Here is a 14088-nt window from a genome sequence, read left to right on the forward strand (position 1 = left end):
GGGAACCTGCGGCTGGATCACCTCCTTTCTAAGGATATCGGCAGAAAGCGCCGACAGGCCCGCATCTTCGGATGCCACCCTGTCGGAAGAGCTTCTTCCATTCCAAAGAACATTAGCCGCCGTCCTCATGTCCCTTCATCAACTGGATCCACACTCGAGAGGGTGTGGAAGCCTGAGCTGGCACCTCCCGCCTAGCGGTCCTTCGGACCAGCTTAGGGCGAGAAGGGCCCCATCAAAGTACTACTTTGATGGGATCCCAATGGGGCCGGTAGCTCAGGTGGTTAGAGCGCACGCCTGATAAGCGTGAGGTCGTAAGTTCAACTCTTACTCGGCCCACCATTCTCGCAAAGCTCGAATGGTCAGACAGGTTGTGCCCTTGGCATGGCTTTGAGGACCTTCGGTCGAATTGGTAGGGGGCCTTAGCTCAGCTGGGAGAGCGGTTGCTTTGCAAGCATCAGGTCATCGGTTCGATCCCGATAGGCTCCACCAAGTCGCAGGAGAAGAGACGAGGCAGCAAAGCTGCCGCGCACTTCACCAAGGCCGGCCAGCGCGACAAAGCGCGCCACAAGGCGCAGCTTTGCTGCGACTGACGGCGCGCGGGCTTTGGGCGACACGCTAACCACATATCCAGGTGATGAAGAGAAACGGTTCGCCGTGCGAGAGCACGGTGATTGGGTCGAGACGACCCGTATTTGACATTGTGAATGGGTTTTTTAAAATCGATGCCGTGAGGTGCTCGATTTTGGAGACGAGGATTGCTTCGGCAATTCGCAGAGCGCTTCGGCGTGATGGGAATTAGACGAGCGGTTCGAGACTCCAGATATCGACATCATCATACTAAATAATCTGGCTGAGATTATAATCATCCGCACCTGACAAAGGCCAACGCGCACTGCTCTGCCGAGTTGGTGATCCGTTGGGCTTCCCATCAAAGTAATACTTTGATGGGTTCCCAGAGGACACCCAGTGATGTCGTTGGTGGTGTGGACTCTCAAGCGTGAGGTAAGGGCAATTCGTGGATGCCTTGGCACATACAGGCGATGAAGGACGTGGCACGCTGCGATAAGCGTCGGTGAGCTGTGAGCAAGCATTGACCCGACGATTTCCGAATGGGGAAACCCACCTATCCCGATTAATTCTACTTGAGCAGCAATGCTGGGGTAGAGTTAATTAGGTTAGGTATCACTTAGCTGAATACATAGGCTTCGTGAAGCGAACCCGGCGAACTGAAACATCTCAGTAGCTGGAGGAAAAGACATCAACCGAGATTCCGTTAGTAGTGGCGAGCGAACGCGGACCAGGCCAGTGCCTGAATTTCAACTAGTAGAAGTCTCTGGAAAGTGACGCCATAGCGGGTGACAGCCCCGTATACGAAAGTGAGAATTCAGGACTCGAGTAGGGCGGAACACGTGAAATTCTGTCTGAACATGGGGGGACCACCCTCCAAGCCTAAATACTCGTATGTGACCGATAGCGAACTAGTACCGTGAGGGAAAGGTGAAAAGCACCCCGATGAGGGGAGTGAAACAGTACCTGAAACGGATTGCCTACAAGCAGTTGGAGGGCTTTTATGGCCTGACAGCGTACCTCTTGCATAATGGGTCTGTGACTTAATGTATCAAGCAAGCTTAAGCCGATAGGTGTAGGCGCAGCGAAAGCGAGTCTGAATAGGGCGCCAGAGTTTGATGTATTAGACCCGAAACCCGGCGATCTAGGCATGACCAGGATGAAGGTGCAGTAACATGCACTGGAGGTCCGAACCGATTAACGTTGAAAAGTTACCGGATGAGTTGTGTTTAGGGGTGAAAGGCCAATCAAGCCGGGAAATAGCTGGTTCTCCGCGAAAACTATTGAGGTAGTGCCTCGCACGAACACCTTAGGGGGTAGAGCACTGGATGGGCTAGGGGGTCGCGAGATCTACCAAACCTAACCAAACTCCGAATACCTAAGAGTGATATGCGGGAGACAGACGGCGGGTGCTAAGGTCCGTCGTCAAAAGGGAAACAGCCCTGACCTACAGCTAAGGCCCCCAAATCGTATCTAAGTGGGAAAGCATGTGGGACTTCCAAAACAACCAGGAGGTTGGCTTAGAAGCAGCCATCCTTTAAAGAAAGCGTAACAGCTCACTGGTCTAAACAAGAGGTCCTGCGGCGAAGATGTAACGGGGCTCAAGATACGTGCCGAAGCTTAGGGTGTGCCACTTATGTGGTACGCGGTAGCGGAGCGTTCCGTAAGCCTGTGAAGCGATCTGGTAATGGGTCGTGGAGGTATCGGAAGTGCGAATGCAGACATGAGTAGCGATAAAGAGGGTGAGATGCCCTCTCGCCGAAAGACCAAGGGTTCCTGCGCAAGGCTAATCCGCGCAGGGTGAGCCGGCCCCTAAGACGAGCCCGAAGGGGGTAGTCGATGGGAACCACGTTAATATTCGTGGGCCTGGTGGTGTGTGACGGATCATGTGTGTTGTCATCCCTTATCGGATTGGGATGGCTTCGAAATGGTTCCAGGAAATAGCCCCACCGTATAGACCGTACCCGAAACCGACACAGGTGGTCAGGTAGAGTATACCAAGGCGCTTGAGAGAAGTGTCCTGAAGGAACTCGGCAAATTGCCTCCGTACCTTCGGAAGAAGGAGGCCCTCACTATGCGCAAGCACTTTGAGGGGGCACAGGCCAGGGGGTAGCGACTGTTTAGCAAAAACACAGGGCTCTGCTAAGTCGGCTTCAAGACGACGTATAGGGCCTGACGCCTGCCCGGTGCCTGAAGGTTAAGTGGAGGGGTGCAAGCTCTGAAATGAAGCCCAGGTAAACGGCGGCCGTAACTATAACGGTCCTAAGGTAGCGAAATTCCTTGTCGGGTAAGTTCCGACCTGCACGAATGGCGTAACGACTTCCCCACTGTCTCCAGGACATGCTCAGCGAAATTGAATTCTCCGTGAAGATGCGGAGTACCCGCGGTTAGACGGAAAGACCCCGTGCACCTTTACTGCAGCTTCAGAGTGGCATTAGGAAGAAACTGTGTAGCATAGGTGGGAGGCTTTGAAGCATCGGCGCCAGCTGATGTGGAGCCATAGGTGAAATACCACCCTGTTTGTTTCTGATGTCTAACCTCGTTCCGTAAGCCGGAACAGGGACCCTCTGTGGCGGGTAGTTTGACTGGGGCGGTCGCCTCCTAAAGAGTAACGGAGGCGCGCAATGGTGGGCTCAGGACGGTCGGAAACCGTCTGTTAGAGTGCAATGGCATAAGCCCGCCTGACTGCGAGACTGACAAGTCGAGCAGAGACGAAAGTCGGTCATAGTGATCCGGTGGTCCCTCGTGGAAGGGCCATCGCTCAACGGATAAAAGGTACGCCGGGGATAACAGGCTGATAACCCCCAAGAGCTCATATCGACGGGGTTGTTTGGCACCTCGATGTCGGCTCATCACATCCTGGGGCTGGAGCAGGTCCCAAGGGTTTGGCTGTTCGCCAATTAAAGTGGTACGTGAGCTGGGTTCAGAACGTCGCGAGACAGTTTGGTCCCTATCTGCCGTGGGCGTCGAAATTTGAGAGGAGTTGACCCTAGTACGAGAGGACCGGGTTGAACATACCTCTGGTGTACCAGTCGTTCCGCCAGGAGCGCAGCTGGGTAGCTATGTATGGACGGGATAACCGCTGAAAGCATCTAAGCGGGAAGCCTCCCTCGAGATAAGATTTCATAGAGCCGTCGGAGACCACGACGTTGATAGATCGGATGTAGAAGTGCGGTAACGCATGGAGCTAACCGATACTAATTGCTCTATTCGCGCTTGAGAGTCTCACACCATCAATGACAACACTGGGTTCGCCCAGTTAGCCAACGATAGTGCGGATGATTAAGACGACGCCAGATTGCCAATCCCCTCGCCGTCGAGGGATTGGTCCAAATACCACTACACCAGCACTCGGTGTTCCGAGAGGCTGGCTACAAACCATGCACGGTATCGATTTTAAAACCCCACCAAGGCCGCAAGGCCAAGGTGGGGACCCAGATATGACGCGCAACGCATGTCGCACCGGCTCCATTGCCTGGTGGCTATAGCGTCGGTGTCCCACCCGATCCCATTCCGAACTCGGCCGTGAAACCCGACTGCGCCAATGGTACTATCGCTCAAGCGATGGAAGAGTAGGTCGTCGCCAGGCATTGAAGCCCGTGCAACATGCAACACACATATCTAAACCCATTCACAACGTCTTCTACACCCACCGTCCCTAACCGGACCGTCGCGGGGTGGAGCAGCCCGGTAGCTCGTCAGGCTCATAACCTGAAGGTCACAGGTTCAAATCCTGTCCCCGCAACCATACCCAACGACAATCCTAGCCCCGTAGCGCAAGCCACGGGGCTGTCGTCGTTTCTGGCACTTGCAGCATCGGGACGCCCAGCCATTCGAAATAGACCGGGACTTTCCGATGTAGCTTTCCGTTTACGGGGCTACTCCCAATTCCTAGCGCCCACGTTTGTGCTGTCGCTGCCTCAGCTCCAGCGCCGAACTCCTCGTCCCAACCGTCTGCAGGACATTGTGGGGACGCCGATGGCGCCCCCCCCACGGCTCGTCAGTATTTTACGCGCAGGCGCGTGTAGTAGAAGCCGCCGTTGAAGCCGAATGGGCCGCCACTGCGGGGGTAGACCTGTCCATCCGAGGTGCCGCCGGTAAGCGGATAGATCTGAACCGTCCCGGTCGCGGCAAGCCGATCGGGACGCTCGTCGGTGAAATTCTGCGCGCCGACCGAGAGCGTGAAGTGCTCCGCGAAGGTGTAGCTGAGTTCGAGGTCGGTGACGAACTTGCCGCCGAACACCTGGTTCGCAACGCCGTTGGTCTGGCCGTAATCCTGCGCGCTGGTGAACGAGCTATAGTAATTCTCGCGGACGTTGAAACTCAGATTGTCCAGCGACCAGTTCGCGTTGAAGACGATGCGGTGCTTGGGCGCGAGGTTTTCGGCATCGATCAACTGCGCGGTGCTGACCACGCGGGCGTCGAAGTCGACGACCTTGGTGTCGTTGTAGTTATAGGCCAGCGAGAAATTGAGCAGGGCCTCGCTGAGTTTGGTCCGGTAGGTGGCAACGACGTCGACACCCCGTGTGCGCGTCTTGAAGCCGTTGGTGAAATACTGAACCTGTCCGCCGACACCGACCGGCAGCAGCGCCGGTTGCGCCGCGACTGCCGCATCGTTGACGATGAACGGCGAGGTCAGGCCGATGCGGTTACGCAGGTCGATCTGGTAGCCGTCGACCGTAATCGTCATGCTGCGGACCGGCTCTAGAATGACGCCGAGGCCGTAGTTGGTCGACTTTTCCGGGGTCAGCGGCTGGGCGCCGTAATATTGCGCCGGTGCGCTGTTGACCGGATAGGTGCCCGCCTGGAACGCGTTGCCGTTGTTGAACGACGTCGTGACGATCGAGACGTTCGACTGGCCCGGTGACGGCGCATGGAAGCCGGTGCCGAAGCTGCCGCGGACCGAGAGACCCTCGACCAGCTTATAGAGCGCGTTGACCTTGCCGACCCAAGCGCTGCCGAACGTGTTGTAATGCTCGTAGCGACCCGCTGCACCGACCGTCAGCTTTTCGGTGAGATCGGTTTCGAGACCGACATAGGCGGCATAGGCCTTCTGGTCGAATTTGCCGGCGGTAGCCGGGCTGGTGCCGGCATAGCCACTGGCGCCGACGCCCTGCGGTGCACCCAGCGTGGTATTGGGGCTGGGGGGCGTGAAGAGTGTATACACGCCCGGCGCGGTCTGATCGTAGAGCCGCTGCGCGACGGCATAGGGACCAGCGGCGTAGGATTGCAGATCGCCCGCGGTCTGTTCGTAGGTTTCCTTGCGGAATTCGCCACCCGCCGAGATGGTCAGCGGCGCCGCGAAACCGAGGTCCGCCGCATAGGTGAAGTCGGCGTTGAAATTGACCTCCTTCTGGATCAGGTCACCGAAATCGAAGCTCGTCTGCGTCGCCGGGCCATAGGAGAAGTTGGCCGAATCATACATCGATAACGACAGCTTGTTGCGGGCCAGCGTGCCCGACAGGTCATAGCTGAAATCGCCGCTGGTGCCTTTGTAGCCGAGCACGCCGTACAGTTCCTGCGTCTTGCCGACAAAGCGCGGCGTGAAGCCCGCCGGGTAGAGCGTACCGAATTTGAAGGTGTTACCGTCCCGGACGAAGCCGCCGGCCTGGCATGTCGCGTTGCCGGTGGGGCAGGGGGTCAGGAAGAAGGTGTTGTTGAACGCGCCGTTCGCGCCCTGATTGCGGACCACACCGTTCGAATCCACCGCGGTGCTGCTCACCGGGGCACGATAGTTGAAACTCTGATTGCCCTTGCTCTGCGCGAAGTTGCCGAAGAAATAGAGCTTGCTGTCCGGCGTGACGTTGATCGCCGCGTTCAGCACCGACTTGAAGCCGTGCGAGGGCGAGTTGCCCCAGATCTGCACTGGACCGGGATAATTGGGCAGCTGCGACGCCAGCGCCGGGAAGTTCTGTGCGAAGTTCGCCGCCGACGGGCGCGTCCGGCCGCGGCTGGTCTGGCCCTCGTCGACATATTCGGCGGTCGCGTTGATGAAGCCCCAATCCCCCTTCAGCCCTGCATTGCCCGCGATCTGATAGCTCTCACCGTCGCCGGCATAATATTGGCCCGCGCGACCGACCAGTTCGATTCCCTGATCCTGGCGCAGCCCGTAGTTGAGCACGCCGGCGATCGCGTCCGAGCCATATTGCGCGGTGGCGCCTTCGCGCAGAACCTGCAGATTGCCGATCGCGAGCGACGGGATCGCGGAAATGTCGGGGCCCTGGGCACCGCGGCCGAGCCCGGTGTCGCTGCCTCCATAGACCTGCACCAGTGCCGACCTATTGTAGCGCTTGCCGTTCAGCATCACCAGCACCTGATCGCCCGACAGGCCACGGAGCGACGGCGAGCGCACGAAGGTCGAGGCGTCGGAGATCGAGTTCTGCCCGACGTAAAAGGACGGCACGATGTTCTTCAGCGCGTCGAGCATGTTGGCGGCAGGTTGCGAGGAGAGTTCGGCCGCGCTGATGACGTCGACCGGAGACGGCGAGTTGGCGAGCGTGCGATCGGTGCGTCGGGTGCCGAGGATGACGATGTCGCTGCCCGGTTCGGTAGCCGCCGCCGCTGCATCCTGGGGGGGGGCATCCTGGGGCGCCGTATCCTGGGGGGCGGTATCCTGGAGTGGGAGCGGAGCAGCGTTCAACGCGGAATCGGGCCTGGCCGCATAGGCCGCGGACCCCGATAGCAATGCAACCGCCAATGCGACGGTCGAGGTCGTGTACTTGATCATCCTAAGCCCCCTTTGAAAAGTGGCTTTCAGGATCCTCCCCCTAGTTCATCCCCGCTCCGGACCACCGATTGCGTTCGGCGCGTCTGAGCGTGTCTGGATCTTCGGCATGGTCGGAGCGACAGGGTCGTCCGAACGGTACGAATATCGTGCGCATGGGCCGACGTGGCGCGACGTCTCGATCGTGGCGGGGAAGGCGAACGGCAGCGTGCAACATAGACCCTCCTCGACTGATCGTCCGACGGACCGGGACACCGGCTGCTTGCTCACCGTCATATCGGTGACACACGCGCATTGCAGGAAGTCGCCATAGCGGGGGCATTTTGACAATCGAAAATATGTCCTAACCGGGCGCTTTTGTCATAATGTTGCAATTTTGTCGCAAGTGGTGTGAGCTGCGTGCGTCGGCTCGCTATCGTGCCGGGGGGCGGAGTCGCGGATATCGCGCGCCTGCAATCATCTTTAGCCGCCCCGTTGGGGATGACGCCGCGGATCGTGATAGAGCATCATGCGTGGCAGTCGGCTGGAGCCGCCGATGCGGTCACGCGCTAGCGGGGCTCGCGCTAACGGGTTCGGGGCACGAGCGAATGGGGGAGATGCAGAATTAGCGGGCCAAGCATCGTTCTCGCCATCCTGGCGTATGGCGCGTTGCTGTTCGGGATCGCCTGGGTCGTCGATCGGCGCGGGTTGTCGCGGCGCATGGGGCGGATCGCGTATCCGCTGTCGCTGGCGGTGTATTGCAGCAGTTGGACGTTCTTCGGCGGGGTCGGCACCGCCGCGACGCGGGGCTGGGATTATCTCGCCATCTATCTCGGGCCGGTGCTGGTCTTCCTGCTCGCGCCGAAGTTTCTCGCGCGGCTGGTGCGGCTGGCGCGCGAGGAGGGGTCCAGTTCGATCTCGGACTTCATCTCCGCGCGCTATGGGCGCAGTCGGGGCACCGCGGCGATCGTCGCGGGGACGGCGCTGCTCGCGTCGGTGCCGTACATCGCGCTCCAGTTGCGGTCGGTGACGCTGAGTTTCGGTGCGATCGCGGGCGTCGGCAGTTCGACGGAGGTCGGCGTGCTGGTCGCGCTGCTGCTCGCGGTGTTCGCGATCCTGTTCGGTGCGCGACGGTATGAGGTGGCGGGGCGCAACCCCGGCGTGGTGGCGGCGATCGCGGCGGAGTCGCTGATCAAGCTGCTGTGCTTCGTCGTGCTCGGCGTGGTGACGGTGGCGCTGCTCGCCGACGTGCCCGCGGAGACGCTGGCGGCGCCGCTCACGCGGCTTCGGTCCGGCTTCACCTGGGGCGCGCTATCGTCGGATTTCTGGGTGCGGACGCTGCTTTCGGCGCTGGCGATCCTATGCCTGCCGCGGCAATTCTATGTCGGGGTGATCGAGGCGCGTGGCCCCGACGCGATCGCTCGGGCGCGGGGCCCGTTCATCGCGTATATGGTGGCGATCTCGCTGCTCGTGCTGCCGCTGGCGCTGGCGGGGATGACGCTGTTGCCGGGCGATGCCGAGCCCGATCTATACGTGCTCGCTGTGCCTTTGGAGCAGGGCAAGCATCTGGTCGCGCTGATCGCGTTCATCGGCGGGTTCTCGGCGGCGACGGCGATGGTGGTGGTCGAGACGATCGCGCTGTCGACGATGGCGACCAACGATTTGCTCGCGCCGCTGCTGCTGCGGCGCCACGGCGAGGCGGGCGAGGGTGAGCTTGGCCGGCGGATGCTGCGCGTGCGGCGGGTCATCATCGCGGCGATCGTCGCGGTTGCGTTGCTGTATGGCCGGAGTCTCGGGGCGGACCTGCCGCTGGCGTCGATCGGGCTGATCGCGTTCGCGGGCGTCGCGCAGTTTGCGCCGGCGCTGATCGCGACGGTGGGGTGGGATTTCGCCAATCACAGCGCGGCGCGGGCTGGACTGATCGGTGGGGTCGTCGTCTGGATCTATTGCCTGTTGCTGCCGTCGATCGGCGAGGGTGTTGGGCCGGCGTTGGCGCAGTTCACGCGGGGATGGCTCGATCCCGATGCGTTGCTCGGCTGGCGGATCGGCTCGCCTTTGGTCAACGGCACGGTGTGGAGTCTGGGCGTCAACATCGCGCTGATCGCCGGTCTGCACTTTCGCGAGCGGCATCGGGGGAACGCGGCGCTCGACCATGTCACGACGCTCGGTGAATTGCGGATGCTGGTCGCGCGGTTCGTCGGCGACGGCGAGGCGGAGGCGATCGGTTTGGCCTCGCCCGATCTGCGCGCGCCGATCGACGGCCCAGCCGCGCGCACCGCCGAGCGGCTGATCGCGGGCGTGATCGGCGCACCGTCGGCGCGCAAGATCGTCGCGTCGAGCATCGCCGGGTCGGCGATCGACGTCAGCGACGTGGTGCGGCTGCTCGACCAGCGTGGGCGCTCGCTGCGGTTCTCGCGCACGTTGCTGTCGGCGACGCTGGAGACGATCGATCCGGGGGTCAGCGTGATCGATGCGGACCTTCGGCTGGTCGCTTGGAATCCGCGCTATGTCGAGATGTTCGACTATCCCGAGGGCTATGTCGTCGTCGGGCGCGCGATCGCCGACCTGATCCGCTACAATGCCGAGCGTGAGGGGGTCGGGGACATCGCGGCGCATGTCGGCCGGCGGGTGGCGCATCTCGCGCGCGGCACGCCGCATAGTTTCGAGCGGCAGCGGCCGTCGGGGCGGTGGATCAAGATGGTCGGGCGGCCGATGCCCGGCGGCGGGTACGTGCAGAGTTTCACCGACATCACCGCGGAGAAGGAGGCGCAGGCGGATCTCGAGGCGCGGGTGGTCGCGCGGACGCAGGATCTGGCGCGGTCGAACCACATGCTCGACGAAGCGCGCGCGGTGGCGGAGACTGCGACGCGCGACAAGACGCGGTTCCTGGCGGCGGCGAGCCATGATCTGTTGCAGCCGTTGCATGCGGCGCGGCTGTTCTGTGCGGCGCTCGACGAGGGCCTCGATGAGGACAGGGTGCCACATCAGGGCGAGCTGGTGCGCGCGATCGATGGCGCGATCGGGTCTGCGGACACGTTGTTGCGCGCGTTGCTCGACGTGTCGCGGCTCGATGCGGGGGGCGTGGTGCCGAAGGTCGAGCGGTTTGCGCTGGGGGCGTTGATCGAGGAGCTGGCGGTGCAGTTCGCGCCGTTGGCGGGGGAGCGGGGGCTGGTGTTGGTGTCGCATCCGGGGGCGTTCAGTGTGGCGACCGATCGGTCTTTGCTACGGTCGATATTGCAGAATTTCCTGTCGAATGCGGTGCGCTATTCGGCGGATGGGCGGATCTGGATTGGGGCGCGGCGCAGGGGCGACGATGTGCTGATCGAGGTGCGGGATGCCGGGCCGGGGATTGCGGCGGGGGATCGCGAGCGGATCTTCGAGGAGTTCGAGCGGCTGGAGAGCAAGGGGAGTGCGGGTGGCGGCGTCGGGCTGGGGCTGGCGATCGTCCGGCGGATCGCGCGGTTGCTCGGGGTGGCGGTGGAGTTGCGGTCGGCTCCGGGGCGCGGGACGACGTTTGCCGTGCGCGTGCCGTTGGCGCCTGCCGGGTTGGACGTGGCTTTGCCGACGCCCTCTGCGGCGCGCGCGCTGGTGCCGGGGTTGCGGGTATTGTGCCTCGATAACGATGCGACGATCCTGTCGGCGCTCGATGCGGCGTTGCGTGCGCGGCGGTGCGTGCCGTTGCTGGCGGCGACGGTCGCGGAGGCGATGGAGCTGGCGGCGGACGAGGAGCCGGATGTGGCGCTGGTCGACTATCATCTGGACGAGGCGGAGGATGGGCTCGACGTGGTCGCGCGGTTACGGGCGATGGTGCCGGCGCCGGCGATTGCGCTGGTAACGGCGGACCGTGCGGTTGTGGATGATCCGCGGTGTGCGGGGCTTGTCGTGCTGACGAAGCCGGTGGTGCCGGCGGATCTGTGGCGGTTTATCGAGGAGGCTTCGGCGGCCGCGGCGCGAATTATGTAGTCCAGCCCCATCGCCGTTCGTGCCGAGTAGAGACCGAGTAGCCCACTTGGGGTGTATCGAGGGCTCGTATCGAGGTATGGGTCCCGCACGCCAACCTGTCCGTCGATACGCCGTCTCGATACGCGGCTTCGCCGCTACTCGACGGCTACTCGGGACGAGCGGGAGAGAGAGGGACCCCGATGGAGGGCTGGCGGATGGTGCTGAACTCAGTCGGCGAAGTGGATGTCCATCGCCCTTGCCGCCAGCACCGCCTGCGTTCGGTTCTGGACGCCGAGTTTTCGGAGGATGGCGGTCATGTGGCCTTTTACCGTGCCCTCCGAGATGCCGAGGTCGAAGGCGACTTGCTTGTTCAGGCGACCGGCTAAAACACCGAGCAGGACTTTCAGCTCGGTGGGGGTGAGGCTGGCGACGCGGGTCGACATTTCGTCGACGGGGGCGCCCTCGGTTGGCGCGTCGCGTTCGCCGGCTAGGGCTCGGGCTACGGCGTTTTCCAGCGTGGCGAGGTCGGCGGTTTTGGAGACGAAGCCGACCGCACCATACGCCCTCGCACGGGGGGCAGCTTCGGCTTCGTCCGCCGACGAGATCACCATGATCGGCGTATCGGGCCGTTCGGCGTGGAGGAGCGCCACGCCGGCGAACCCTTCCGATCCCGGCATGCGCAGGTCGAGCAGGATCAGGTCGAGCCGCTCGGCACCGCGCACCGCGTCGACCGCCTCGCAGAGCTGCCCCGCCTCGATCACCGCCGCGTCGGGCGCGGCACGGCTGACCGCCAGTTTGAGCGCCTGGCGGAACAGCGGGTGGTCGTCGGCGATCAGGATCGTTCGGGTCATGCCGGTACGGGGATGGCCTCCTCGCGGCCGGCGATCAAGGCGTCGACCACCGCGGGGTCGGCGAGCGTCGAGGTGTCGCCGAGCTGGTCGAGCTGGTTCTCCGCGATTTTCCGCAGAATGCGGCGCATGATTTTTCCCGAGCGCGTCTTCGGGAGCGCGGGGGCGAACTGGAGGATGTCGGGGGTCGCGATCGGGCCGATCTCGCGGCGGACCCACTGGACGAGTTCCTTGCGCAGGTCTTCGCTCGGTTCGGCGTTCGCGTTCAGGGTGACATAGGCGTAGATGCCCTGGCCCTTCACGTCGTGCGGCATGCCGACGACCGCGGCTTCGGCGACCTTCGCGTGGGCGACCAAAGCGCTCTCGACTTCGGCTGTGCCCATGCGGTGGCCGCTGACGTTGATGACATCGTCGACGCGGCCAGTGATCCAGTAATAGCCGTCCTCGTCGCGGCGGCAGCCATCGCCCGTGAAATACTTGCCGGGATAGGTCGAGAAATAGGTCTGGAAGAAGCGTTCGTGATCGTTCCACACGGTCCGCATCTGGCCCGGCCAGCTGTCGGCGATGACGAGGTTGCCCTCGACCGCGCCGTCGAGGACTTTGCCGTCCGCGTCGACCAGCTCGGGGAGCACGCCGAACAATGGTTTGGTCGCGCTGCCGGGTTTCAGCGCGGTGGCGCCGGGGAGGGGGCTGATCATGTGGCCGCCGGTCTCGGTCTGCCACCAGGTGTCGACGATCGGGCAGCGGCCGTCACCGACGACATTGTGATACCAGTTCCACGCCTCGGGATTGATCGGTTCGCCGACCGAGCCGAGCAGGCGGAGCGACTTGCGGCTGGTGCGCGTGACCCAGTCATCGCCTTCGCGCATCAATGAACGGAGCGCGGTCGGTGCGGTGTAGAGGATGTTGACCTGGTATTTGTCGACGATTTGCCAGAACCGGCTGTGGTCGGGGTAATTCGGTACGCCCTCGAACATCACCGTCGTGGCCCCGTTCGCGAGTGCGCCGTACAGCGAATAGGTGTGGCCGGTGACCCAGCCGACGTCGGCGGCGCACCAGAAGATCTCGCCGGGGCGGTAATTGAAGACGTACTCGTGCGTCATCGACGCCCAGACCAGATAGCCGCCGGTCGAGTGCAGCACGCCCTTGGGCTGGCCGGTCGAGCCGCTGGTGTAGAGAATGAACAGCGGGTCCTCGGCGTTCATCGGCTCGGGTACGCAGTCGGCCGACTGGCCCTCTACGCAGTCCGAGTACCAGCAGTCGCGGCCTTCGGTCATCGTCACCTTGCCGCCGGTGCGACGGACGACGATGACGGTCTCGACCGCGAGATCGCCGTGGTCGAGTGCCGCGTCGACGTTGGCCTTAAGAGGCACGGTCTTGCCGCCGCGCAGGCCTTCGTCGGCGGTGATGACGATGCGGCTGTCGCAGTCGTGGATGCGGTTGCACAGGCTCTCGGGCGAGAAGCCGCCGAAGACGACCGAATGGATCGCGCCGATCCGCGCGCAGGCGAGCATCGCGAACGCCGCCTCGGGGATCATCGGCAGATAGATGGTGACGCGGTCGCCCTTCTGGACGCCCTTCGCCTTCAGCGCGTTGCCGAGCTTCGACACTTCGTCGCGGAGTTCGGCGTACGAAATCGCGCGGTCGTCGGCGGGGTCGTCGCCTTCCCACAGGATGGCGGTCGCATCCGGCCGCGCGTCGGCATGGCGATCGACGCAGTTGGCGGCGACGTTGAGCTGCCCGTCCTCGAACCAGCGGATGTGGAAGTCGCTCTCGTCGAACGACGTATCCTTGATCTTCGTCGGAGCCACGATCCAGTCGAGCCGCTTGGCCTCCTTCGCCCAGAACGCGTCGGGATCGGTCGCGGCCTCGGCGTACATCCGGTCATAGGCGGCGGCGTCGATCAGGGCGTCCTTCGCCCATTCCGCGGGGACGGGATAGCTGGCCTCGGTCATCTGGCTCTCCTTTTGCCGCGCTGTACGCGGTCGTGTTCGGGCGATCATCCCTCACCAAAGTAAGGGATGGACG

4 protein-coding genes, 3 tRNA genes and 2 rRNA genes are annotated in these 14088 nt (G+C 62.7%); 6 read left to right on the forward strand and 3 right to left on the reverse strand.

The window, feature by feature from the left end; all coding sequences use genetic code 11:
- Window positions 1–262 precede the first annotated feature (262 nt).
- The 5 genes from VH567_RS10690 (at window position 263) to VH567_RS10710 (ending at window position 4315) form a co-directional block, all read left to right on the forward strand.
- Window positions 263–339 (forward strand) — tRNA-Ile (locus VH567_RS10690).
- Window positions 340–413: 74 nt separating this feature from the next.
- A tRNA-Ala gene (locus VH567_RS10695) sits at window positions 414–489 on the forward strand.
- Window positions 490–992: 503 nt separating this feature from the next.
- Window positions 993–3788, forward strand: a 23S ribosomal RNA gene (locus VH567_RS10700).
- Between the two features lie 253 nt (window positions 3789–4041).
- A 5S ribosomal RNA gene (gene rrf / locus VH567_RS10705) occupies window positions 4042–4156 on the forward strand.
- An 82-nt stretch (window positions 4157–4238) separates the two neighbouring features.
- A tRNA-Met gene (locus tag VH567_RS10710) sits at window positions 4239–4315 on the forward strand.
- A 252-nt stretch (window positions 4316–4567) separates the two neighbouring features.
- Here VH567_RS10710 and VH567_RS10715 read toward each other — a convergent pair.
- Window positions 4568–7294, reverse strand: a complete 2727-nt coding sequence (locus VH567_RS10715; RefSeq protein ID WP_423325911.1) for a TonB-dependent receptor plug domain-containing protein — start codon at window positions 7292–7294, stop codon at window positions 4568–4570.
- Window positions 7295–7939: 645 nt separating this feature from the next.
- Here VH567_RS10715 and VH567_RS10720 point away from each other — a divergent pair.
- Entirely contained in the window at window positions 7940–11233 is a 3294-nt protein-coding gene (locus VH567_RS10720; RefSeq protein ID WP_423325913.1) for a PAS-domain containing protein, read from the forward strand.
- Between the two features lie 206 nt (window positions 11234–11439).
- Here VH567_RS10720 and VH567_RS10725 read toward each other — a convergent pair whose 3' ends face one another.
- Together VH567_RS10725 and acs are read right to left on the reverse strand one after the other, a co-directional pair.
- Complete coding sequence (locus tag VH567_RS10725; protein WP_423325915.1) at window positions 11440–12063, reverse strand: response regulator; 624 nt, start codon at window positions 12061–12063, stop codon at window positions 11440–11442.
- A complete protein-coding gene (gene acs / locus VH567_RS10730; protein WP_423325917.1) occupies window positions 12060–14015 on the reverse strand; it encodes an acetate--CoA ligase in 1956 nt (651 codons plus the stop codon). The genes VH567_RS10725 and acs overlap by 4 nt, the downstream gene beginning before the upstream one ends.
- Window positions 14016–14088: the final 73 nt, after the last annotated feature.

Source organism: Sphingomonas sp. 4RDLI-65 (assembly GCF_049472435.1).
GTDB lineage: Bacteria > Pseudomonadota > Alphaproteobacteria > Sphingomonadales > Sphingomonadaceae > Sphingomonas.

Excerpts from the sequence above, each read along its gene's own strand:
- VH567_RS10715 (WP_423325911.1), bottom strand. The coding sequence starts at position 7,294 with ATGATCAAGTACACGACCTCGACCGTCGCATTGGCGGTTGCATTGCTA.
- acs (WP_423325917.1), bottom strand. The coding sequence starts at position 14,015 with ATGACCGAGGCCAGCTATCCCGTCCCCGCGGAATGGGCGAAGGACGCC.
- VH567_RS10725 (WP_423325915.1), bottom strand. The coding sequence starts at position 12,063 with ATGACCCGAACGATCCTGATCGCCGACGACCACCCGCTGTTCCGCCAG.